Origin of the sequence: Dietzia lutea, assembly GCF_003096075.1 — a bacterium.
Taxonomy (GTDB): domain Bacteria; phylum Actinomycetota; class Actinomycetes; order Mycobacteriales; family Mycobacteriaceae; genus Dietzia; species Dietzia lutea.
The window spans coordinates 1,561,717-1,583,436 of sequence record NZ_CP015449.1 but is presented as its reverse complement, the minus strand read 5'-3'; the positions used below and the strand labels follow the sequence as shown (position 1 = coordinate 1,583,436).

At 70.6% G+C, this 21,720-nt stretch carries 18 protein-coding genes; 8 read left to right on the top strand and 10 right to left on the bottom strand.

Going from position 1 to position 21,720, the window contains the following annotated elements:
- Nucleotides 1-5: 5 nt before the first annotated feature.
- The 3 genes from rplT to infC all read right to left on the bottom strand — a co-directional run bounded on the left by rplT (nucleotide 6) and on the right by infC (nucleotide 1,356).
- Nucleotides 6-386, bottom strand: coding sequence for a 50S ribosomal protein L20 (gene rplT / locus A6035_RS07145; RefSeq protein WP_007630820.1), 381 nt, complete (start codon nucleotides 384-386; stop codon nucleotides 6-8).
- Between the two features lie 69 nt (nucleotides 387-455).
- Nucleotides 456-650: a 50S ribosomal protein L35 gene (gene rpmI, locus A6035_RS07140; RefSeq protein ID WP_007630819.1), complete on the bottom strand. Its 195-nt coding sequence runs from the start codon at nucleotides 648-650 to the stop codon at nucleotides 456-458.
- Between the two features lie 94 nt (nucleotides 651-744).
- The gene (infC, locus tag A6035_RS07135; RefSeq protein ID WP_100086307.1) at nucleotides 745-1,356 is read right to left on the bottom strand and encodes a translation initiation factor IF-3; all 612 of its coding nucleotides are present in this window, start codon (nucleotides 1,354-1,356) and stop codon (nucleotides 745-747) included.
- A gap of 332 nt (nucleotides 1,357-1,688) precedes the next feature.
- Here infC and A6035_RS07130 point away from each other — a divergent pair, with 332 nt between their 5' ends.
- Nucleotides 1,689-2,087 (top strand): DUF1844 domain-containing protein, encoded by a 399-nt coding sequence (locus A6035_RS07130; RefSeq protein WP_108847214.1) that lies wholly within the window; start codon nucleotides 1,689-1,691, stop codon nucleotides 2,085-2,087.
- Nucleotides 2,088-2,167: 80 nt separating this feature from the next.
- On the opposite strand, the gene uvrA is transcribed toward A6035_RS07130, so the two are convergent.
- The gene (gene uvrA, locus A6035_RS07125) at nucleotides 2,168-5,242 is read right to left on the bottom strand and encodes an excinuclease ABC subunit UvrA (protein ID WP_108847213.1); all 3,075 of its coding nucleotides are present in this window, start codon (nucleotides 5,240-5,242) and stop codon (nucleotides 2,168-2,170) included.
- Between the two features lie 150 nt (nucleotides 5,243-5,392).
- Here uvrA and A6035_RS07120 point away from each other — a divergent pair, with 150 nt between their 5' ends.
- The 4 genes from A6035_RS07120 (at nucleotide 5,393) to A6035_RS07105 (ending at nucleotide 10,363) form a co-directional block, all read left to right on the top strand.
- A complete protein-coding gene (locus A6035_RS07120) occupies nucleotides 5,393-6,094 on the top strand; it encodes an MBL fold metallo-hydrolase (RefSeq protein ID WP_108847212.1) in 702 nt (233 codons plus the stop codon).
- Nucleotides 6,095-6,204: 110 nt separating this feature from the next.
- The gene (locus A6035_RS07115; RefSeq protein WP_108847211.1) at nucleotides 6,205-7,338 is read left to right on the top strand and encodes a DoxX family protein; all 1,134 of its coding nucleotides are present in this window, start codon (nucleotides 6,205-6,207) and stop codon (nucleotides 7,336-7,338) included.
- Nucleotides 7,339-7,505: 167 nt separating this feature from the next.
- Nucleotides 7,506-9,932, top strand: a complete 2,427-nt coding sequence (locus tag A6035_RS07110) for a HelD family protein (protein ID WP_108847210.1) — start codon at nucleotides 7,506-7,508, stop codon at nucleotides 9,930-9,932.
- Nucleotides 9,929-10,363 carry a DUF732 domain-containing protein gene (locus A6035_RS07105; RefSeq protein WP_244192569.1) on the top strand — a complete coding sequence of 145 codons (435 nt, stop codon included), beginning with the start codon at nucleotides 9,929-9,931 and terminating at the stop codon, nucleotides 10,361-10,363. Before A6035_RS07110 ends, A6035_RS07105 begins: the two co-directional genes overlap by 4 nt.
- Nucleotides 10,364-10,443: 80 nt before the next feature.
- Here the strand turns inward: A6035_RS07105 and A6035_RS07100 are convergent, their stop codons facing one another.
- Together A6035_RS07100 and uvrB are read right to left on the bottom strand one after the other, a co-directional pair.
- Nucleotides 10,444-10,893, bottom strand: a complete 450-nt coding sequence (locus A6035_RS07100; RefSeq protein ID WP_108847208.1) for a universal stress protein — start codon at nucleotides 10,891-10,893, stop codon at nucleotides 10,444-10,446.
- A gap of 115 nt (nucleotides 10,894-11,008) precedes the next feature.
- The gene (gene uvrB / locus A6035_RS07095) at nucleotides 11,009-13,138 is read right to left on the bottom strand and encodes an excinuclease ABC subunit UvrB (protein ID WP_108849130.1); all 2,130 of its coding nucleotides are present in this window, start codon (nucleotides 13,136-13,138) and stop codon (nucleotides 11,009-11,011) included.
- 200 nt (nucleotides 13,139-13,338) lie between these two features.
- On the opposite strand from uvrB, the gene A6035_RS07090 reads away from it, so the two are divergent.
- Entirely contained in the window at nucleotides 13,339-14,706 is a 1,368-nt protein-coding gene (locus A6035_RS07090; protein ID WP_108847207.1) for a DUF4185 domain-containing protein, read from the top strand.
- 1 nt (nucleotide 14,707) lies between these two features.
- Entirely contained in the window at nucleotides 14,708-16,270 is a 1,563-nt protein-coding gene (locus tag A6035_RS07085) for a DUF4185 domain-containing protein (protein ID WP_108847206.1), read from the top strand.
- Nucleotides 16,271-16,301: 31 nt separating this feature from the next.
- Here A6035_RS07085 and coaE read toward each other — a convergent pair whose 3' ends face one another.
- Both coaE and rpsA read right to left on the bottom strand, forming a co-directional pair.
- On the bottom strand, nucleotides 16,302-17,390 hold the full coding sequence (coaE, locus tag A6035_RS07080) for a dephospho-CoA kinase (protein WP_108847205.1): 1,089 nt from the start codon (nucleotides 17,388-17,390) through the stop codon (nucleotides 16,302-16,304).
- 167 nt (nucleotides 17,391-17,557) lie between these two features.
- On the bottom strand, nucleotides 17,558-19,030 hold the full coding sequence (gene rpsA, locus A6035_RS07075) for a 30S ribosomal protein S1 (RefSeq protein ID WP_108847204.1): 1,473 nt from the start codon (nucleotides 19,028-19,030) through the stop codon (nucleotides 17,558-17,560).
- A 92-nt stretch (nucleotides 19,031-19,122) separates the two neighbouring features.
- Here rpsA and A6035_RS07070 point away from each other — a divergent pair, with 92 nt between their 5' ends.
- The gene (locus A6035_RS07070; protein WP_235026625.1) at nucleotides 19,123-19,929 is read left to right on the top strand and encodes a class I SAM-dependent methyltransferase; all 807 of its coding nucleotides are present in this window, start codon (nucleotides 19,123-19,125) and stop codon (nucleotides 19,927-19,929) included.
- A gap of 45 nt (nucleotides 19,930-19,974) precedes the next feature.
- Here A6035_RS07070 and A6035_RS07065 read toward each other — a convergent pair whose 3' ends face one another.
- Complete coding sequence (locus A6035_RS07065) at nucleotides 19,975-20,736, bottom strand: amino acid ABC transporter ATP-binding protein (protein WP_108847202.1); 762 nt, start codon at nucleotides 20,734-20,736, stop codon at nucleotides 19,975-19,977.
- Nucleotides 20,733-21,716 (bottom strand): amino acid ABC transporter permease, encoded by a 984-nt coding sequence (locus A6035_RS07060; protein ID WP_108847201.1) that lies wholly within the window; start codon nucleotides 21,714-21,716, stop codon nucleotides 20,733-20,735. Before A6035_RS07060 ends, A6035_RS07065 begins: the two co-directional genes overlap by 4 nt.
- Nucleotides 21,717-21,720 lie beyond the last annotated feature (4 nt).

The following is a 21,720-nucleotide window of genomic DNA, read 5'->3' as shown; positions in this document are numbered from 1 at the left end:
AAGTGTCAGGCAGCCGGCGCGTTGACGTCGGCCGGCAGAGCCTTGCGCGCGACCTCGACCAGCGCCGTGAAGGCGGCCGGGTCGGTGACGGCGAGGTCGGCGAGCACCTTGCGGTCCACCTCGACGCCGGCGAGCTTGAGGCCCTGGACGAAGCGGTTGTAGGTCATGTCGTTGGCGCGGGCCGCGGCGTTGATTCGCGAGATCCACAGCTTCCGGAAGTCGCCCTTGCGCGCGCGACGGTCACGGTAGCTGTAGGTCATCGAGTGGAGCATCTGCTCCTTGGCCTTGCGGTACAGCCGCGAACGCTGCCCACGGTAGCCCTTGGTGGACTCGAGTACGGTCCGACGCTTCTTCTGGGCGTTGACTGCCCTCTTCACGCGTGCCACTGGTCAATCCTCACTGGTCTGGGGCGGTCGCCTACGGGGCGACCGGGAGTTACTGAAGGTCGGAGGGGCTCAGAGCCCGAGGAGCCGCTTGATGCGGGGCACGTCGGCCGGGGCGACGTCCGTGCGGCCGTCGAGGCGACGGGTGCGCTTGGTGGGCTTCTTCTCCATGATGTGGCGGCGGTTGGCCTGCTGGCGCACCAGCTTGCCGGTTCCGGTCTTCCGGAAGCGCTTGGCGGTGCCCTTATGGGTCTTCATCTTCGGCATGATCGGTCTTCCTCACATGGTTCGGCCCGGAATGCCCGGTGGGGCCTCGGGTGTGCGGACGGCGTGCGTCCGTGGTCTTGTCGGCGCGGAGGGCCTACTCGGACGCGGGGTCGGTGACCTTCGAGTCCTGCGCCTTGGCGCGGGTCTTGGCGCCGCGGTGGGGGGCCACGACCATGGTCATGTTGCGGCCATCCTGCTTGGCGCTGGTCTCCACGTATCCGTATTCGGTGATGTCGTCGGCCAGGCGCTGCAGCAGCCGGAACCCGAGCTCGGGCCGGGACTGCTCACGGCCGCGGAACATGATCGTGACCTTGACCTTCGAGCCCTTCTCGAGGAAACGGACGACGTTCCCCTTCTTGGTCTCGTAGTCATGCGTGTCGATCTTCGGCCGGAGCTTCTGCTCCTTGACGACGGTCTGCTGCTGGTTCTTCCGCGACTCGCGCTCTTTCTGCGCCGCCTCGTACTTGAACTTGCCGTAGTCCATGATCTTGCACACCGGCGGGCGTGCGTTGGGCGCGACCTCCACGAGGTCCAGATCGGCCTCCAGGGCCAGACGAAGTGCATCCTCGACGCGAACGATCCCCACCTGCTCGCCCCCGGGGCCGACGAGTCGGACTTCGGGGACACGGATTCGTTCGTTGATACGTGCTTCGGCGCTGATGGGCCCTCCTCGGTAGTTACGGTGCTGGCGTCCGCGGCCACTCACGTGGCCGCACAACCGCCCTCGAGGCGCCCCACGCCTCGCCGACCGTGGCCGGCGAAGCCGAGAAGGCCCCACGGCATGTCTACCGGGGGCCTCTCACTCCTCACCCGTCGACGAGTACACGTCCGCGATCGCTCGCGGAACCCCTCGTCGGGGTGGTGACCATCAAACTGCCTCGCGGCGTCGGATGGTGGGAGATCGGGCTCCTCTTGGACGACGGAATCCGCGTCGTAGCGGATTCCCACAGTCGCCAGTGACTCTACCAGTTCTGGCCGGTGCCCCCAAACCGGTGTCGGTGCACACGGCCCCGGGCGGTCCGTGGGACAGTAAACGGCATGACCACCGACCAGCCTTCATCCGCCGACCAGGCCACCGAGAACCTGCTCGGGGATCACCTCGACGCTCGCGAGGTCGAGATCGTCGATCTGGCGGACGTCTCCGCGCAGGAGATCATCTTCCGTTCCATCGTCGTCCTCATGAGTGCCGCGGCCGAGAAGCTGGGGCTGTCCGACGAGGACCCGGCCTCGAGCCCCCGTCTGGACCTCGACGAGTCCCGCAAGCTCATCACCGCCCTCGCGGGCCTGGTGACCGGCTCGGCCGAGCATCTCGGGCCGCAGGCACGCGTCGTGCGCGACGGGCTGCAGGGCCTGCAGCGCGCGTTCCGCGAGGCCAGCGCGTACCCCGACGAGCCCGGCGAGGGCCCCGGCGAGAAGTTCACCGGCCCGGTCTACTGACCTCTCCCCCCACCGCGGTCGGCGCCACACGGCGCCGACCGCTCCCGGCGGGAACACACCGCGCGCCCGGCGGCGGGTGATCAGCGCAGCGCGCGTGCCTTGCGAGCCGCCTTGGCGGCGGTCTTCTTGGCCGCGGTCGGGGCGGCCTTCTTCGCCCCCGGGCTCTTCTCTCCGGTCTGTTTCGCACCGGTCTTCGCCGCCCCGGCCTTGCGCGCCCCGTTCTTCGTCGTCGAGGGCGATGCGGAGGGCGCCTCTCCCGCGCCCGTTCCGTCGGCCGCCTGCCCCGTCGCGGTATCCGCCGCGGGCAGGACCTCCGCGAGGAACCGTCCCGTGTGGCTCTCCGGGACGGTGGCGACCTGCTCGGGGGTGCCCTCGGCGACCACGGTCCCGCCGCCGGCCCCGCCCTCGGGGCCCATGTCGATGACCCAGTCGGCGCTCTTGATGACGTCGAGATTGTGCTCGATGACGATGACGGTGTTGCCCTTGTCCACCAGGCCCTGGATCACCAGCAGGAGCTTGGTGATGTCCTCGAAGTGCAGGCCCGTGGTGGGCTCGTCGAGGATGTACACCGTCCGTCCGCTGGAACGCTTCTGCAGCTCCGCCGCGAGCTTCACGCGCTGGGCCTCGCCGCCCGACAGGGTGGGCGCCGGCTGGCCGAGCCGGACGTAGCCGAGCCCGACCTCGGTGAGCGTCTTGAGGTAGCGGTGGATCGAGGTGATGGGCTCGAAGAACTCGCAGGCCTCCTCGATGGGCATGTCGAGTACCTCGGCGATGGTCTTGCCCTTGTAGTGCACCTCGAGCGTCTCGCGGTTGTACCGCGCGCCGTGGCACACCTCGCACGGCACGTAGACGTCCGGCAGGAAGTTCATCTCGATCTTGAGCGTGCCGTCGCCCTGACAGGCCTCGCAGCGTCCGCCCTTGACGTTGAACGAGAACCGGCCCTGCTTGTAGCCGCGCACCTTGGCCTCGGTGGTCGCCGCGAACAGCGTGCGGATCTTGTCGAAGACGCCGGTGTAGGTGGCCGGGTTGGAACGCGGGGTCCGGCCGATCGGCGACTGGTCCACCTGAACGAGCTTGTCGAAGTCCTCGACCCCGTCGATCCGAGAGTGCCGGCCGGGGACCTGACGCGCGCGGTTGAGCTGGTTGGCCAGTGTCGTGGCCAGGATGTCGTTGACGAGGGTGGACTTGCCGGACCCGGACACCCCGGTGACAGCGCACAGCACGCCGCCCGGGAACACGACGTCGACGTTCTTGAGGTTGTTCTCCCGGGCGCCCCGGACGTGGAGCCGCCGGTCCGGGCTCGGCTCGCGCCGCTTCGCGGGCACGGCGATCTGGCGGCGGCCGGCCAGGTAGTCGCCGGTGAGCGACTCCGTGTTGGCCAGCAGCCCCTTGTAGTCGCCCGAGTGGACGACCCGTCCGCCGTGCTCGCCGGCCAGCGGGCCGATGTCGACGATCCAGTCCGCCGACCGGATGGTGTCCTCGTCGTGCTCCACCACGAGCAGGGTGTTGCCCAGGTCGCGGAGGCGGACGAGGGTGTCGATGAGGCGGCGGTTGTCGCGCTGGTGCAGTCCGATCGACGGTTCGTCGAGCACGTAGAGCACTCCCGCCAGGCCCGATCCGATCTGGGTGGCCAGGCGGATGCGCTGGGCCTCGCCACCGGACAGGCTGCCGGCGACGCGGTCCAGGGAGAGGTAGTCCAGGCCCACGTCGAGGAGGAACCCCATCCGGGCCTGGATCTCCTTGAGGACCCGGCCGGCGATCATCGCCTGCCGGGAGTCCAGTTCCAGCCCGTCCAGGAAGGCCGCGCAGTCCTCGACGGACATACGGCTGATGTCGGCGATCGAGCGCTCCTCGCCGCCGGGGCCCGCGAGGGTGACGGCGAGGATCTCCGGCTTGAGGCGGGTCCCGTCGCAACCGGGACAGGGCACCTCACGCATGTAGCCCTGGTAGCGCTCCTTCTGCGATTCGGACTCGGTCTGCTCGAGGCGTCGCTTGAGGAACGACATGACGCCCTCGAACTTGGCGTCGTAGGTGCGGGTCCGTCCGAACCTGTTGCGGTACTGGACCCGGACCTTGGTGGGGGCTCCCCCCAGCACGGCCTTGCGCACCTTCGCGGGCAGGTCCTGCCACGGCGTCCGCAGGTCGAAGCCCATGTCGCTGGCCAGGCCGGTGAGGAGCTGCTGAAAGTAGTCCGCGCTCTGGCCACCCGACCAGGGTGCGATCGCGCCGTCGGCCAGGGACCGCTCGGGATCGGGGACCACGAGGTCGGGATCCACCTCTAGGTGTGCCCCGAGGCCGTCGCACACCGGGCAGGCGCCGTAGGGGTTGTTGAACGAGAACGCGCGCGGCTCCATGTCGTCCAGCGCGATGGGGTGACCGTTCGGACAGGCCATGTGCTCCGAGAACCGGCGGTGGCGGCCGGGATCCGATTCATCGCGGTCCACGTACTCGATCACGATCACGCCGTCGGCCAGGCCGAGGGCGGTCTCGACCGAGTCGGTCAGCCGCCGTCGCGAGGACGGCTTGGTCGCCAACCGGTCGACCACCACCTCGATGTCGTGCTTCTCCTGCTTCTTCAGCGTCGGGGGTTCGGACAGCGAGTGCAGGACACCGTCCACCCGCACGCGGCTGTAACCGTCCGCGGCGAGTTGGGCGAAGAGGTCGACGAACTCGCCCTTCCGCGTCCGCACGACCGGCGCGAGCACCTGGAACCTCGACCCCTCCTCGCCCTCGAGGATCTGGTCGACGATCTGCTGCGGGGTCTGCCGGGAGATCACCTCACCACACGTCGGGCAATGCGGCACCCCGGCGCGCGCGTAGAGCAGACGGAGATAGTCGTGGACCTCGGTGATGGTGCCGACGGTCGAGCGGGGGTTGCGGTTGGTCGACTTCTGGTCGATCGACACCGCCGGCGAGAGTCCCTCGATGAAGTCGACGTCCGGCTTGTCCATCTGGCCGAGGAACATCCGCGCGTAGGAGGACAGCGACTCGACGTACCGACGCTGGCCCTCCGCGAAGATCGTGTCAAACGCCAGCGACGACTTGCCGGAGCCGGACAGCCCCGTGAAGACGATCAGCGAGTCGCGGGGCACGTCGATGTCCACGCCCTTGAGGTTGTGCTCCCGTGCGCCGCGGACGACCAGACGGTCCACCATGGGTTCTCCTTCCGAGTGGGGAGCGCCGCCACTGACCCGTGACGGAAGCCGTACGCCGGGGCATGGCCGCCGTTCCCGCAGACGAAGGTACCAACGTGGTACGACACGCTTACGGCCACCGGCCGCGTCTGACGTCGGTAGCCTGCAGTTATGTCGAATCCCACCGAGTCCCTACCCGACCGCATCACCCTCACCGAGGGTTACTCCGGCCGCCTCTCCGGGCGCCTGACCGGCGAGCGCTGGACCGTGGGTCCCGCGCGGCTGAGCAAGATCTCCGTCGGCGAGATGGACAACAACGTCTACGTCATCGAGTCGACCGACACCGGCGCGGTACTGCTCGTCGACGCCGCCAACGACGCACCGCAGCTCGTCGAGCACCTGCGCGACCGGGCCCCCGGCGTCAAGGAGGTGCTGACCACCCACCTGCACACCGACCACTGGATCGGCCTCGCGGAGACGGTCGAGGCGCTCGGCCTGACCACCATCGCCTCCCCCGGTGACGCAGGGGGCATCGACGTCCCCACGGATCGTCACGTTTTCCACGGGGACGAGCTCGAGGTGGGCGACCTCCGGCTGGAGGTGATCGGCCTGCGGGGTCACACCCCCGACGGCGTCGCGCTGCTCCTGCGGACCGACGCGGGAACCCACCTCTTCTCGGGCGATTCGTTGTTCCCCGGCGGCCCCGGCAAGACCGGGTCCCCCGAGGACTTCACCACCCTGATGGACGACCTGGAGTCCCGGGTCTTCGACGTCCTCGACGACGACGTGGTGGTCCACCCCGGGCACGGCGACGACACGACGATCGGCGCCGAGCGTCCGCACCTGGCCGAGTGGCGCGACCGCGGGTGGTGACGGGCGGCCGGCCCGCCCCGCCGAACGGCGACCCGCGACCGCGACCGGAAGCGCGCGCCGCGAGTTCGCACTAGGTTCGGTGACGCACTCCCACCTATCCAGGAGGAACGATGATTCGACGACTCGCACGACCCATGCTCGCCACGGTGTTCGTCATCGACGGCGTTGAGACGCTTCGCAATCCGCAGGCCCACGTCGCCGATGCCGCGCCGCTCGTCGACAAGACGGCACCGCTGGTGGAGAAGGGTGAGCAGGCCGTCAACGAGAAGGTGACTACGTCGGTGCCGCCGGTGCCCAAGGACACCGAGACGCTCGTCAAGGCGCTCGCCGGGGTGAAGATCGGCGCGGGCGCGCTGTTCGCGCTGGGCAAGGCCCCCCGCCTGTCGGCGCTGGCGCTCACCGCCGCCCACGTCCCCTCGGCGGTCAGCCGACACGCGTTCTGGATGGAGTCCGACCCGGCCGCGCGCAGCCGAAAGACCACGGGGCTGGCCACGGACGTCGCACTCCTCGGTGCGCTCCTGCTCGCCTCCGTCGACACCGCCGGTCAGCCCGGCGTGGCGTGGCGCGCCCGCAAGGCCGGCGACACGGTCGCCGCCAGGCTGCCCGGGGCGAAGGCCGAGACCGCTGCGGCCGGCGCGGCGCTCGCCGGCGTCGCCCACAACGTCGCGGACCATGCCCGGGATGCCGCCGACACGATCCGGGACAAGGCCCCGGAGGTGGCCGAGACGGTGCGTGAGAAGGCTCCGGAGGTCGCCGACCAGGTCCGTGAGCAGGCGACCGGCGTCGCCGGGGTCGTCCGCGAGAAGGCTCCCGAGGTCGCCGGCCGACTGCGTGGCCGCGCCGCCGCCGCGCGCGATCAGGCCGCGCAGGTCCGCGACGCGGCCGTGCCGGTCGCCGCGCAGGTGCGCGACCAGGCGGGTGCGGTGGCCCACGCGGCCGCCGAGGAGGCCCGCCCGCTCGCCGCCGAGGTGCGGGGTCGAGCCGACGCCGCCGCCCGCGTCGCGTCCGACCAGGCCGACGACGTCCGTAAGGCCGCGGAGGCCCGGAAGAAGGCCGCGGAGAAGAAGGCCGGGAAGAAGTCCGCGCGTCTGGGCAAGGACGCCAGGAAGACGTCCAAGCGGTTCGGCAAGGACGCCAAGAAGAAGACCGCCAAGCTCGAGAAGGACGCCGGCAAGGCGGCCCTGGTGGCCAGGAAGAAGACCGACGAGGTCCGCGCGAAGGCCGCCGACGCCATCCATCCCTGATCCGTCCCGGACCCGGCCGCCTCTCGGGCCGGCCGGGTCCCCCGGACGACCTCGCCTCCCGATGACCCCGCCCGCACCCGGGCGGGGTCATCGCCGTCCGAGGGCGAGTCGCGGATCCCGGTACCCTGGACATCCTGCCCGAACAGCCCCACCCGGAAGGAGCGCCTGTGACGGGACACGACGCCGTCGACGAGGAACAGCGTCACCTCGGTCGTCTCCTCGACCGCCTCGAGGAACTGCGGGCGGACACCCGTGCGCGGCTCGACGCCGTCCTGCGCACCTCCGGCGGGACGCCGCAGGCCCGGTCGGAGCGGGAGTCGTTCGCCCGCCTCTACTCGTCGGAACTCGCGGCCTTCAGCGCGGCGAACCTGGGCCTGTACTTCGGCCGCCTGGACATGGGGGACGGGGAGGTCCGGCGGATCGGCCGCGTGGGGCTGCGGGACGACGACGAGGACCTCACCACGCTGCTGCTGGACTGGCGCGCCGACCACAGCCGCCCCTTCTACCTGGCCACGACCGCCCGACCGGAGGGCGCGCACCGCCGTCGTCACCTGCGCACGATCGGCCGTCGGGTGATCGGGATCCACGACGAGTACCTCACTGCGCCGGAGGACGGCGAGCTGCCGGAGGACCACGACGACGTGGTGGGGGAATCGGCCCTCCTGGAGGCACTCGACACCGCGCGGTCCGGGCACATGACGGACATCGTGGCGACCATCCAGCGCGAGCAGGATGAGATCATCCGCAATCCCCACGCGGGCGTGTTGGTCGTCCAGGGCGGGCCGGGCACGGGCAAGACCGCGGTGGCCCTGCACCGCGCGGCCTATCTGCTCTACACCCACCGTCAGCGGCTGGACCGCAGCGGCGTGCTCATCGTGGGCCCCAACGCGCGGTTCCTCGACTACATCGCCCGGGTGCTGCCGTCGCTCGGCGAGTCGGGGGTGGTGCTACGCACCCTCGCCGATCTCTACCCGGGCGTGCGGGCGACCGGCCCCGAGACACTGCGCGGTGAGGAGGTCAAGGGGTCGGGCGAGATGGTCGCCATCCTCAAGGCCGCCGTGCGGGCGCGTCAGCTCGCGCCGCGATCCGAGGTGGTGGTGCGCGTGGAGGGCCACGACCTCACGCTCGCCCCGGCCACGGTGCGGGCGGCGCGGGGGCGGGCGCGGATGACCCGGCGCCCCCACAACCAGGCGCGGGAGGCGTTCGCGACGCGGATCGTCGACGCGCTCACCGAGCAGTACGTGGCCGCCCTGACCGATCCGGTGGGGCGCGCGGAGGACGACGCGTGGTCGCCGGAGGGCGACGGCGTCGGGGATCTCGGGGATCCGGCCCGGCCGCTGTTGGACGCGGACGACCGCGCGGAGCTCCGGCGCGAGGTGAAGGCCTCCCGGGAGGTCGCGGAGGTCGTCGACGAATGGTGGCCCGTCCTGCGGCCGGAGCGGCTGCTGGCCGATCTGCTCTCGAGCCGCGAGCGGATCGCCGAGGCGGCGGGTGACTACGTCGCGGAGGACCAGGAGGCGCTCTTCCGCCGGGACGGCGCCGCGTTCTCGGTAGCGGACGTGCCGCTGCTCGACGAGCTCGCGGAGCTGCTCGGGGAGGATCCGACGGCGGACGGCAGCGAGGCCGACCGCGCCTGGGCGGAGCAGCTGCGCCAGGCGGAGGAGGCGCTGGAGATCCTCACCGGCTCGGCGGTCCAGGACATCGAGGACGATCTCGATCCCGAGGTGCTCATGGCGTACGACGTGGTCGACGCCGAGGCGCTGGCCCGCCGCCACAGCGCCGATTCGGACCTCACGGTCGCGGACCGTGCGGGGGCCGATCGGACGTGGGCGTTCGGGCACGTGATCGTCGATGAGGCCCAGGAGTTGTCCACCATGGCGTGGCGGGTCATCATGCGCCGCTCCCCCAACCGGTGGATGACCCTCGTCGGGGACGTGGCGCAGACGTCGAGCCCGGCCGGTATCGACTCGTGGCACGACGCGCTGTCGCCGTACGTCGACGACCGGTGGGTGCTCACCGAGCTGACCGTGAACTACCGGACGCCCGAGACGATCTCCGCGGTGGCGGAGCTGCTGCTGGCGGAGATCGATCCCGACGCGTCCTCCCCGCGCCCGGTGCGCCCGGGGCGGCGTCCGGTGGCGTGGCGGGAACCGGAGCCCGACGCGGTCGCGCGGGTCGTGACGGAGGAGATCCGCGCTGTTCCGTCGGAGCGCGCGGTGGCCGTCCTGGTCCCGGACGACGGCGGGGAGGGTGACGGGCACGGCCACGACGGCGACGGTGGCGGCGACCACGAGGGTGACGACGACGAGGGCACCCCGCCGCGGTACGCCGCCCTGGCCGAGGCCGCGGAAGAGGTCCGGCCGGGGACCTCGGTGCTGCCGTTGGCACTGGCCAAGGGGCTGGAGTTCGACGTGGTCGTGGTGGTGGATCCGGATCGTGTGCTCGCACGCTCACCACAGGGCCTGCAGGACCTCTACGTCGGCGCCACCCGCGCCACCCAGGAGCTCGTCCTGGTCCAGCCGGGGGGCTTCGGCCCGCTGCTCGCGGGGATCCGGGACCGCCTGGCCGCCGGAGACCGGGAGCTCAGCGCATGAGGCTCGTCCGTGCACGGGTGCTGGCCGCGGCGGCGCTCCTCGCGGCGACCGCCGCGGCGGCGGCGTGTGGCGACGGAGCGGACGGATCCGACGGCGACGGGATCACCACGGCGGCCGCGCCGGAGACCGTCGCGTCGGACACCTCGGGCGGCGCCCGGCCCGGGACGGGTGGGCCGCTGCGCACCGAGGAGGAGCGGGCCTTCCTCGCCGACCTGGCCGGGCTCGGGTTGCCGACCGAGATGACGGCGGAGACGACCCTGGAGGTCGGTCTCGGCATCTGCCGGGGGATCGACGACGGCGCGGACACCGAGATGATCCTCGATCGGATCCGTCCCCTCACCAGCGCGATCGCGTCCCAGAACGACGAGTGGGACACGGCCGGGGTCGGTCGTGCGCTCATCGACGCGAGCCGGACCCGCCTCTGCGACTAGCGACCGGGTGAGACGAGCGGCCGGGTACGACGAGCGGCCGGGCCCGGCGTCCACCCGGCCCGGCCGCGTGGCGCGAGCGCCTAGGTGGTGTGGACGATGAGCACGTCGCAGGTGGCCCGGCGGGCCGCGTCGGCGGGCACCGATCCGAGCAGCCGCCCGGTCAGCGAGTTCAGCCCCTTGTTGCCCACCACGAGTAGATCGGCGCCCACCTCGTCGGCCAGCTTGATCAGCGACTCCACCGGCGCCCCACGGACCGTACGCGCCTCGAGCTGCGTGGCCCCGGCGGCGAGAGCGCGCTCGCGGGCGCCGCGGACGATGTCCTCGGCTGGATTGTCGCCGCGGATCTGGTAGGCGTCGTCGCCCAGCTGATCGGCGGCCTGGCTGACCGACCGCGGGTCGGCGGGCACGTACGCGCAGGCGATCACGAGCGTCGCCGCGGCGTCGGCGGCCAGTCGGGCGGCGCGATCGACGGCGCGGTACGACGACTCGGAGCCGTCGGTTCCCACCACCACCTTGGTGTAGGCGCTCATTTGCTTCCTCTCCTCGGGAACACGTTGCACACAGCGTAGTCCCAGCCGGGCGCGACCGTGCAGGGTAAGCGCGGTCTGCACTCGGGTCCGGGCGCGCGTGGCCGCGCCGCCCGGGTCAGTCGATGCCGGCCTCGCGCATACCCTTGAGCTCTTTGCGCAGCTCGGCGATCTCGTCGCGGAGCCGGCCCGCCAGCTCGAACCTCAGGTCCGTGGCGGCGGACATCATCTGCTCGGTCATCTCCTCGATGAGCTTCTCGAGCTCCTTGCGCGGCCGGGCGGCGTCCCCGACCGCACGCGCACCGAGCAGTTCCGGACGGTCCGCGCCGTCGGCGGCGTCACCGCGCTCGTCCCCGACCCGGTCGAGGATGTCGGCGATCTTCTTGCGCAGTGGCTGCGGGTCGATGCCGTGCTCGGTGTTGTAGGCGATCTGCTTCTCGCGGCGCCGCTCGGTCTCCTCCATCGCGTACCGCATCGAGTCGGTGATGGTGTCGGCGTACATGTGGACCTCGCCGGAGACGTTTCGCGCGGCACGGCCGATCGTCTGGATGAGCGAGGTGCTCGACCGGAGGAACCCCTCCTTGTCCGCGTCGAGGATCGCCACCAGGGACACCTCGGGCAGGTCGAGGCCCTCTCGCAGGAGGTTGATGCCCACCAGCACGTCGTACTCACCGCGACGCAGGTCCCGCAGGAGTTCGACGCGCTGCAGTGTGTCGATCTCCGAGTGCAGGTACCGCACCCGCACGCCGAGCTCGAGCAGGTAGTCCGTGAGGTCCTCGGACATCTTCTTGGTCAGCGTGGTGACAAGCACGCGCTCGTCGCGCTCGGCCCGCGCGCGGATCTCCCCGATGAGGTCGTCGATCTGACCCTTGGTGGGCTTGACGACGATCTTCGGGTCGACCAGGCCGGTCGGCCGGATCACCTGCTCGACGAACTCACCGCCCGAACGCCCCAACTCGTACGGGCCCGGCGTCGCGGACAGGTACACGGTCTGCCCCACCCGGTCGGAGAACTCCTCCCACGTCAGCGGCCGGTTGTCGAGGGCGGACGGCAGGCGGAAGCCGAAGTCGACGAGGTTGCGCTTCCGGGAGGCGTCGCCCTCGTACATCGCGCCGATCTGCGGGACCGTCACATGGGACTCGTCGATGACCGTGAGGAAGTCCTCGGGGAAGTAGTCGATGAGGGTCGCCGGCGAACTGCCCGCGGGCCGACCGTCGATGTGACGGGAGTAGTTCTCGATGCCCGAGCAGAACCCCACCTGCTGCATCATCTCGATGTCGTAGGACGTCCGCATGCGCAGTCGCTGGGCCTCGAGCAGCTTGCCCTGGCTCTCCAGCTCGGCGAGCCGGACCTCCAGCTCCTCCTCGATCGACGCGATCGCCTTGGCCATGCGCTCCGGCCCCGCCACGTAGTGGGTGGCCGGGAAGATGCGTACCTCGTCGACCCGGCGGACCACGTCCCCGGTCAGCGGGTGGATGTAATACAGCGCGTCGACCTCGTCACCGAAGAACTCGATGCGGACCGCGAGCTCCTCGTAGGTGGGGATGATGTCGACCGTGTCGCCCTTGGCGCGGAAGGTGCCCCGGGTCATCGACACGTCGTTGCGCTCGTACTGGACGTCCACCAGCAGGCGGAGCAGCTGGTCGCGGTCGACCTCCTGCCCGACCTCCAGGGACACGGATCGGTCGAGGTACGACTGGGGGGTGCCGAGGCCGTAGATGCACGAGACGGAGCTGACCACCACCACGTCCCGCCGCGACAGCAGCGACGACGTCGCGGAGTGCCGCAGCCGCTCGACGTCGTCGTTGATCGACGAGTCCTTCTCGATGAAGGTGTCCGTCTGCGCGATGTACGCCTCGGGTTGGTAGTAGTCGTAGTACGACACGAAGTACTCGACGGCGTTGTTGGGCAGCATCTCGCGCAGTTCGTTCGCCAGCTGGGCCGCGAGCGTCTTGTTGGGCGCCATCACCAGCGTGGGACGCTGCACCTTCTCGATGAGCCACGCCGTGGTCGCGGACTTACCGGTGCCAGTCGCACCGAGCAGCACGACGTCGCGCTCCCCCCGCGCGAGCCGCTCGCTCAGTTCGGCGATCGCCGTCGGCTGGTCGCCGGACGGCGTGAACTCGCTGACCACCTCGAAGCGGTTGGTGCTGCGTTCGACGTCGCCGATCGGTCGGAATTCCGAGTACGAGAGGACGGTCGGGTCGGCGGGGATCCCGTCGTCGGGGATCTCGGTCGCGAATGCCATGTCACCAGCGTACGAGCACTCGCCCACCCCCGCCCACCGGCGTTCTCCTGACTGATGTCACAGGCGACAACTACCGTACTCTTGACGCTTCCTCACCCTCTCGTCATGTCGTCTGGAGAAACACCGTGGCCTGGAGCCCCCCTCGTCGTCGTACCCCTGCTCGTGGTCCCCGCCACCGAGGCGCCCGGTCCCTGGCCGCGGTGACCACCGCATCGCTCGCGGCCGGGACGCTCTCCCTCCTCGCGCCCGTCGCGTCCGCCGCGCCGTGTGACCCGTGGCCCCCGGCCGGCATCGGCGGCGGGAGCGGTTCCCTCGGCGGCTCCTCCGGCGGCTCGATCGGCGCACCCGGGCGCCCGGCGACCCCCTGGCACGACGGCGGGTCCGGCTACATCCCGGTGCTCGAGGGCCGCACCACCACCGTCGAGCTCCTCACCGGGCCCACCAGCCCCAACAACACGGTCGAGCGCTTCGGCATCTGGGGCACCGACCTCGGGATCATGTGGGAGAACGGCGGCGCGGGCGGCGAGGACCAGGTGCACATGGCCCTCGGCGACACCATGGGCGACTGCGACGAGCCGGGCGACCAGTGGCGCAGCAACATCCTCTTCCGCTCGGGCGACCGCACGCTGCACGACGGTATGCGGATAGACAACGCTCCGATGGAACGAACGGGAATGGCCAAGTCGATCCTCCCCCGGTCGAACATGCCCGGTGAGACCACCGTGATCCCGACCGCCGGCGTCGAGGTGGGCGGCGTCCAGTACCTGCGGTACATGTCCGTGGAGCGCTGGGGCACGCCCGGCGAGTGGACCACCAACTACTCCGCGCTCGCCCGGTCGGCGGACAACGGCGACAACTGGCAGCCCGTCTCCGGCACCGCCCGCCGCGGCACCGCGCCGATGCCCCTGCCCGCCGAGCTCGGCGAGGAGTTCACCCGCCACACCGACGGGCAGATGAGCGCCTTTCTCAAGCATGAGGGCTTCATCTACGAGTACCTCACGCCGTCGGGCCGCAGCGGATCCGCGCGCCTCGCCCGGGTCCCCGAGGCCGATATCGAGGACATGGACGCCTACGAGTACTGGACCGGCACCGGCTGGTCCGACGAGCACCGCGACGCCCGCCCGGTCCTCGGAGCGCCGACCGTCAACACCGCCGTGAGCGAGCTGTCCGTCACCTACAGCGAACACCTCGACCGATTCATCGCGCTGTACAACAACCGCCAGAACAACATCGTCATGGCGCAGGCCGAGACCCCGTGGGGCCCGTGGTCGGGCGAGGACATCGTCGTCTCGTACAGCCAGGTCCCCACCCTCTACGGCGCCTTCGTGCACCCGTGGAGCCCCGCCGTCGAGACCGACGGCGAGGACCTCTACTACACGATGTCCACGTGGGACGCCTACAACGTCTTCCTCATGCGGACGGACCTGTCCGACATCCCGCCGCGGAACGTCCCGAACCCCAACGCCAGGATGCGCACGACCGACGACAGCTGGACCCGCAACACCCCGGATCCCGCCGACACCGGCGAGACCGTGCTCGTCGAGCGCCGCTCCCTCCCGGGGGCCTGACATGACCCGCTCCCTCCCCCGCCTCGCGGGGGCTATCACCGCTGCCTCCGTCACGCTCGCCGCCTCGGTCACCACCGTCGGCACCCTCGGTGCCGGGATCGCCTCGGCGGGACCGTGCAGCGAGATGTTCGGCAACTTCGGGTCCCTTCTCGAGCACCGCACCGGCGCCGGGATGGCCACCGGGTCTCTCGGCTCCCTCGGGTCGTCCGGCGATTCCGGGTCGATCGGCTCCACCTCGCGCGCGCTCGGCTCGGCCGACCGCTCCGGGTCACTCGTCCGCGAGCTGGAGGCCGGCTCGCTCGGCAACGGGCTGTCGGGCTCCCTCGACCCCATGGTCGGCTCGGTCTACGGGATGCCGCCGTGGATCATCGGCGAGGAGGGCACGGTGCCCGTCCTGCGCGGCCCCACCCGGTTCGAGCAACTCGTCACCGGTCCCACCAGCCCCTCCGAGTCCCTCAGCCGCTTCGGCGTGGGCGGTACCGACCTCGGCATCATGTGGGACAACGGCGACCCCGACGCGCCCCGGATGCTCATGGCCTTCGGCGACACGATGGGCGACTGCACCGTCCCCGGGACCCAGTGGCGGTCGAACGTCCTGTTCCGATCGGCGGACACCGACCTCACCGACGGCATCACCATCGATTCCGCCGCCATGGGCACCGACGGGCTCGCCAAATCCATCGTGCCGCGCTCGGGGCTGCCCGGTGAGGTGACCATCATCCCCACCGCGGGCATCGCCGTGAACGGCGTCCAGTACCTGCGGTTCATGTCGGTGGCGCACTGGGGCCAGCCGGGGTCGTGGACCACCAACTACTCCGGCCTGGCCTACTCCACCGACGACGGCGAGAACTGGACCGTCGCGCCCTCGATGGCCCGGCCGATCACCGACATAGTGCCGACGGGCGCAGGGGCACCCGGTGTCGACGCCGCGTGGCGGGGCGCGCAGATGAGCTCGTTCCTCACCACCGACGAGCACCTCTACGAGTACCTCACGCCCTCCGGACGCCAGGGCGGCGCGATCGTCGCCCGGGCCCCCCTCGACGGCTCCCCGGCCGCCGACGACCTCGAAGCCCCCGGCGCCCCGCCGACCGCGGGCGTGCTCGACCCCGGCGCCTACGAGTACTGGGACGGCACGGAGTGGGTGTCGGACATCCGCGCGGCCCGACGCGTCCTGCCCGCCCCGGCCAGCGAGATCTCCACCATGTGGAACGAGCATCTCGGCAAGTACACGGCGATGTACGCCCAGGGCTACGACTCGGTGGTCCTTCGCACCGCAGGCCGCCCCGAGGGGCCGTGGAGCGCCCCGACCACGCTGGTGGACTACTCGTTGCTGCCCGGCGTGTACGGGGCGTTCATGCATCCGTGGGCCCAGGGCGAGGACCTGTACTACCTCGTCACCACCTGGAACGCTTACAACGTCTTCCTCGTGCGCACCCGGCTACCAGAGGTGTTCCCCGACCGCTCCCGCTCCGCACGAGGCGTGGCCCCTGCGCCGCCGGAGACGGAGGTCGTCCGTCAGGTGCCGGTCTCCGAGCTCGTGGACGGGGTCGTCCCCACCGAGTGACCGGGCCGCCTCGGGGGCTCGCGCCGCCGGCCTAGCGGCCGCGGCGCGAGGCCTCGCACAGCGTGCGCTCGAAGCGGCGCGTCTCCTCGCGGTTCGCTCGGCCCAGGATCTCGGAGTACTCGGCGCGGGCACCGGGATCGGCACCGATCACCTCGGCCATCAACAACGCGAACTCGTGCTCCGGGTCGTCCTCGGCGACCACGGACACCTCCAGTGGGCGCGCGGGGTCACACCAGTGCAACAACGGCTGCTCGCTGGAACGGTCGCGGACATAACCCGCGCCGGTGAGCTTGGCGAGCGCGGCCTCGACCGCCGGCGCATCGCGCACCGTGACCTGCAGATCGATGACGTCCGGAGCGTCGAGTCCGTCGACCGCCGTGGGCCCGACGTGGTCGATCCGCGTGGCGATCTCGCCCACCACGTGGCGGAGCCGGGCGCACGCGCGCTCCGCCTCGCCGGCCCACTCGGGGCGGAACGGGACGACGGTACGGTCTCCGACGACCGGCGTGCCGGTGCGCAGATTGTGCTCGAACGGGTTCAGCCGGAGCTCGATGAGGGCGTTGGTCAGATCGATGGTCGTCTGCCGGTCCCCGGAGTTGTCGATCAGGACGTCGGCCACGGCTCGCCTGGCCTCGTCGGTCGCCTGCCTGGCCATCCGCGCGCGGGCGTCCTCCTCCGGCATCCCGCGCTGCTCCACGAGTCGCCGGAGCCGCATCTCGGCCGGGGTGTCGACCACGATCACCAGGTGATAGCCGGAAGCCATCCCGCCCTCGACGAGCAGCGGCATGTCGTGCACCACGACCGAGTCCGCGGGGGCCGAGCCGAAGAGCTCCGCGGTCCGCTCCCCGATGAGCGGGTGGGTGATGGCGTTGAGCGCGGCCGTCCGTTCGGCGTCGACGAACGCCTTCGCGGCGAGGGCTGCGCGGTCGAGCGCACCGTCGGGACCGAGGATGTCCTCGCCGAACTCGGCGACGAGCATCGCCAATCCGGGACTGCCGGGTTCGACGACCTCGCGCGCGATGCGGTCGGCGTCCACGATCACCGCTCCCGCGTCCGCGAGTACCGCCGTCACCGTCGACTTGCCGGCGCCGATACCGCCGGTCAGACCCACCATCAGCATGGTCTGCAGTCTAGGTGACCGTCCGGCCACCCGTCTGGGCGGGCGAATCCGGGCGGGCGGACCCGGGCTCGCGAAATAGACCGCGGCCCCGGAGGGCACCCACCGTGGTGGGCGACCCTCCGGGGCCGGTGCTCTCGCGCGCCCGGGGCGCCGTCAGGCTGCGACGATCACTCGCCGCCGGCGAGCTTGGCGCGCAGGGCGGCCAGCTGCTCGTCCGAGGCCAGCGAACCGCCGGTGGTCTCGGAGGTGCCGGCGTCGGCAGCCGGACGCGAGGACGGGGCGGACTCCGACGAGTAGTTGGTCGGCGCGGCCTCGGCGGCCTCCGCGGCGGCGGCGCGACCCTTCTCGATCTGGGCCGTGTGCATCTTGTGGCGACGCTCGGCCTCCGCGTAGCGGTTCTCCCACTCCTCGCGCTGCTTCTCGAAGCCCTCGAGCCACTCGTTGGTCTCGGGATCGAAGCCCTCGGGGAAGATGTAGTTGCCGGCCTCGTCGTAGCTGTCGGCCATGCCATACTTCGACGGGTCGAACTCCTCCGTGTAGTCCTCGTCGGCCTGCTTGAGCGACAGGGAGATACGACGACGGTCGAGGTCGATGTCGATGACCTTGACCATGGCGTCGTCGCCCACGGAGACGACCTGGTCGGGGACCTCCACGTGGCGCTCGGCCAGCTCGGAGATGTGGACCAGGCCCTCGATGCCCTCCTCGACGCGCACGAACGCACCGAACGGGACGAGCTTGGTGACCTTGCCCGGGACGATCTGGCCGATCGCGTGGGTCCGGGCGAAGTGCCGCCACGGATCCTCCTGGGTGGCCTTCAGCGACAGGGAGACGCGCTCGCGGTCCAGGTCGACGTCGAGCACCTCGACGGTGACCTCCTGGCCCACCTCGACGACCTCGGACGGGTGGTCGATGTGCTTCCAGGACAGCTCGGAGACGTGGACGAGACCGTCGACGCCGCCGAGGTCGACGAACGCACCGAAGTTGACGATCGAGGACACGACGCCCTTGCGGACCTGGCCCTTCTGCAGCTGGTGCAGGAACTCGGAACGCACGGCGGACTGGGTCTGCTCCAGCCACGCACGACGCGAGAGAACGACGTTGTTGCGGTTCTTGTCCAGCTCGATGATCTTGGCCTCGAGCTCCTGGCCGACGTACGGCAGCAGGTCGCGGACGCGGCGCATCTCCACCAGCGAGGCGGGGAGGAAGCCACGGAGGCCGATGTCGAGGATGAGGCCGCCCTTGACGACCTCGATAACGGTGCCCTTGACGGCCTCGTCCTTCTCCTTGAGCTCCTCGATGGTGCCCCAGGCACGCTCGTACTGGGCGCGCTTCTTGGACAGGATCAGGCGGCCGTCTTTGTCCTCCTTGGTCAGGACCAGGGCCTCGACCTCGTCGCCCACCTCGACGACCTCGCCCGGGTCGACATCGTGCTTGATGGAGAGTTCGCGCGAGGGGATGACGCCCTCGGTCTTGTAGCCGATGTCGAGCAGGACCTCGTCGCGGTCGACCTTGACGATCGTGCCCTCGACGATGTCACCATCGTTGAAGTACTTGATCGTGGCGTCGATGGCGGCGAGGAAGTCCTCAGCGGAGCCGATGTCGTTGACGGCTACCTGCGGGGACGTGGCGTTGGTGGTCATAGGGTGGGGTGCTCCGAGGTGGATAGGAATCGTAGGTGGACGGACTGAACGCGAACGCGTACGCACGCGACCGTCAACTGTACGCTTCTGCCGTGACGTCCACAAACCCCCCCGGACATGGAGAGTCGGTCCGAGCCTCCCGCTCGTGGTGGGACTCCGAGGCCTCGGACTACCACGAGCGACACGGCGACTTCCTCGGCGCCCACTCCCCCGACGGCGAGTTCATCTGGTGCCCCGAGGGCCTGCACGAGGGCGACTGGCATCTGCTCGGGGACGTCGCGGGCCGCGATGTGTTGGAGATCGGGTGCGGTTCCGCACCGTGCGCGCGGTGGATCGCCGGGCAGGGCGCCCGCGCCGTGGCCGTGGACCTGTCGGAGGGCATGCTCCGGGTGGGCGCGGAGGCGGCGAGCCGCTCGTCCGGCCCGGCGGCGTCCGTGCCGCTGATCCAGGCCGACGCCGGGCGGCTCCCGTTCGCCGACGCGAGTTTCGACGTGGCGTTCTCGGCGTTCGGCGCGATCCCCTTCGTGGCGGACTCGGCGGGCGTGATGGCGGAGGCGGCGCGGGTGCTGCGCCCGGGCGGGCGGTTCGTGTTCTCGGTCAACCACCCGATGCGGTGGATCTTCCGGGACGATCCGGGCCCCGACGGTCTGCGGGCCGTGTTCCCGTACTTCGACCGCTCGCCGTACACCGAGTATGACGACGACGGCGAGCTGTCCTACGTCGAACACCACAGGACGGTGGGTGACCGGATCCGCGAGTTGGTCGCCGCCGGGTTCGTGGTTCAGGACCTCATCGAGCCGGAGTGGCCGGAGTGGCTCGACCGGGAGTGGGGGCAGTGGAGCCCGCTGCGGGGCGGCATCTTCCCCGGCACCGCGATCTTCGTGGCCGCCCTGCCGTGACACCCGCCGGCCGCGGTCATCCCGACCGGCGGGTGCCGCGTGCGCTCAGAGGATCTTCGACAGGAAGTCCCTGGTGCGCTGGTGGGTCGGCCTGGCGAGCACGTCGGCGGGCTTGCCGGCTTCCACGACGACGCCGTTGTCCATGAAGGCGACGGTGTCGGCGACCTCGCGCGCGAAACCCATCTCGTGGGTGACCACGACCATGGTCATCCCCGCGTCGGCGAGCTCCCGCATCACGCCGAGCACCTCACCGACGAGCTCCGGGTCGAGCGCCGAGGTGGGCTCGTCGAAGAGCATGAGCTTGGGGTCCATGGCGAGTGCACGGGCGATCGCGACGCGCTGCTGCTGCCCACCGGAGAGCTGCGCCGGATAGGCGTCGGCCTTGGCGGCGAGCCCGACCATGTCGAGCAGTTCGCGGGCACGCTCGGTGGCTTGCTCCCGCGACTGGCCCTTCACCAGCATCGGTGCTTCGATGACGTTCTCGAGCGCGGTGCGGTGCAGGAACAGGTTGAAGTGCTGGAAGACCATCCCGATGTCGCGGCGCTGGCGGGCCGCCTGCGCGGGCGAGATCTCGTAGAGCTTATCGCCTTTCTCGCGGTAGCCCACCAGGTCGCCGTCCACGTAGAGCCGACCGGCGTCGACCTTCTCGAGGTGGTTGATGCAGCGCAGGAAGGTGGACTTCCCCGAGCCCGAGGGGCCGACCAGGCACAACACCTCGCCCGCGGCCACCTCCAGGGTGATTCCCTTGAGCACCTGCAGGGAACCGAAGTTCTTGACCACTTGGTCGGCCTTGACCATCGGCGTCATCGCCTGCCTCCGGACGGGTCGGCGGCCTCGGCCGCGGCGAGGGAGGACGGCGTGAGACCGTCCGCGTCGGCGAGCGCGCGCAGTTGCTTGCCGGTGAGCTGGCGGGTGGCGCCGCGCGAGAACCTCTTCTCGAGGAAGTGCTGTCCCACCATGAGGACGCTGGTGACGACGAGGTACCACGTGGCCGCGACCAGCAGCAGCGGGATCGGCTGGAAGTTGACGCCCGAGATGTCGCGCGCCTGACCGTACAACTCCCCGGAGAACGGGATCGCCACGACGAGCGAGGTGGTCTTGAGCATGGAGATGAGCTCGTTGCCCGTCGGCGGGATGATCACGCGCATCGCCTGGGGCAGGATCGTGCGCCGCATGGTCTGGCCCCACGTCATGCCGAGGGCTGTGGACGCCTCGGCCTGGCCTTCCGGCACGGACGAGATGCCGGCCCGCACGATCTCGGCCATGTAGGCGGCCTCGTTCATGGCCAGGCCCACCACGGCCAACCAGAAGGCCGAGTACAGGACCATGGTGTCGTCGAACCGGATGAACTGGAGGTCGGTGAAGGGGATGCCGAACTGCACCTGTCGGTAGATGGTGAAGATCAGTCCCCAGAACAGCAGCTGGACGTAGACGGGGGTGCCGCGGAAGATCCACAGATAGACCCACGCCACGGCTTTGAGTACCGGGTTGGCGCTCATCCTCATGACCGAGAGGATGACTCCGAGGATCACGGCCAGGATCATCGACAGCACGGTCAGCGCGATGGTGTAGAACACGGCCATCCCGAACCTGGTGTCGAACAGGTAGCGGGCGTACGTGTCCCAGCCGTAGGCCGGGTTGGTCGCCGCGCCCCAGACGAACAGGAAGACCAGAACGAGGACGATCGTCGCCGACACCCAGCGCCACGGGTGCCGTAGCGGTACGGCCTTGATGGGTTCCGGGGCGTCCGCCGCGGGGGCCTCGGCCCCCCTCTCCGCGGTGCTCACCTGG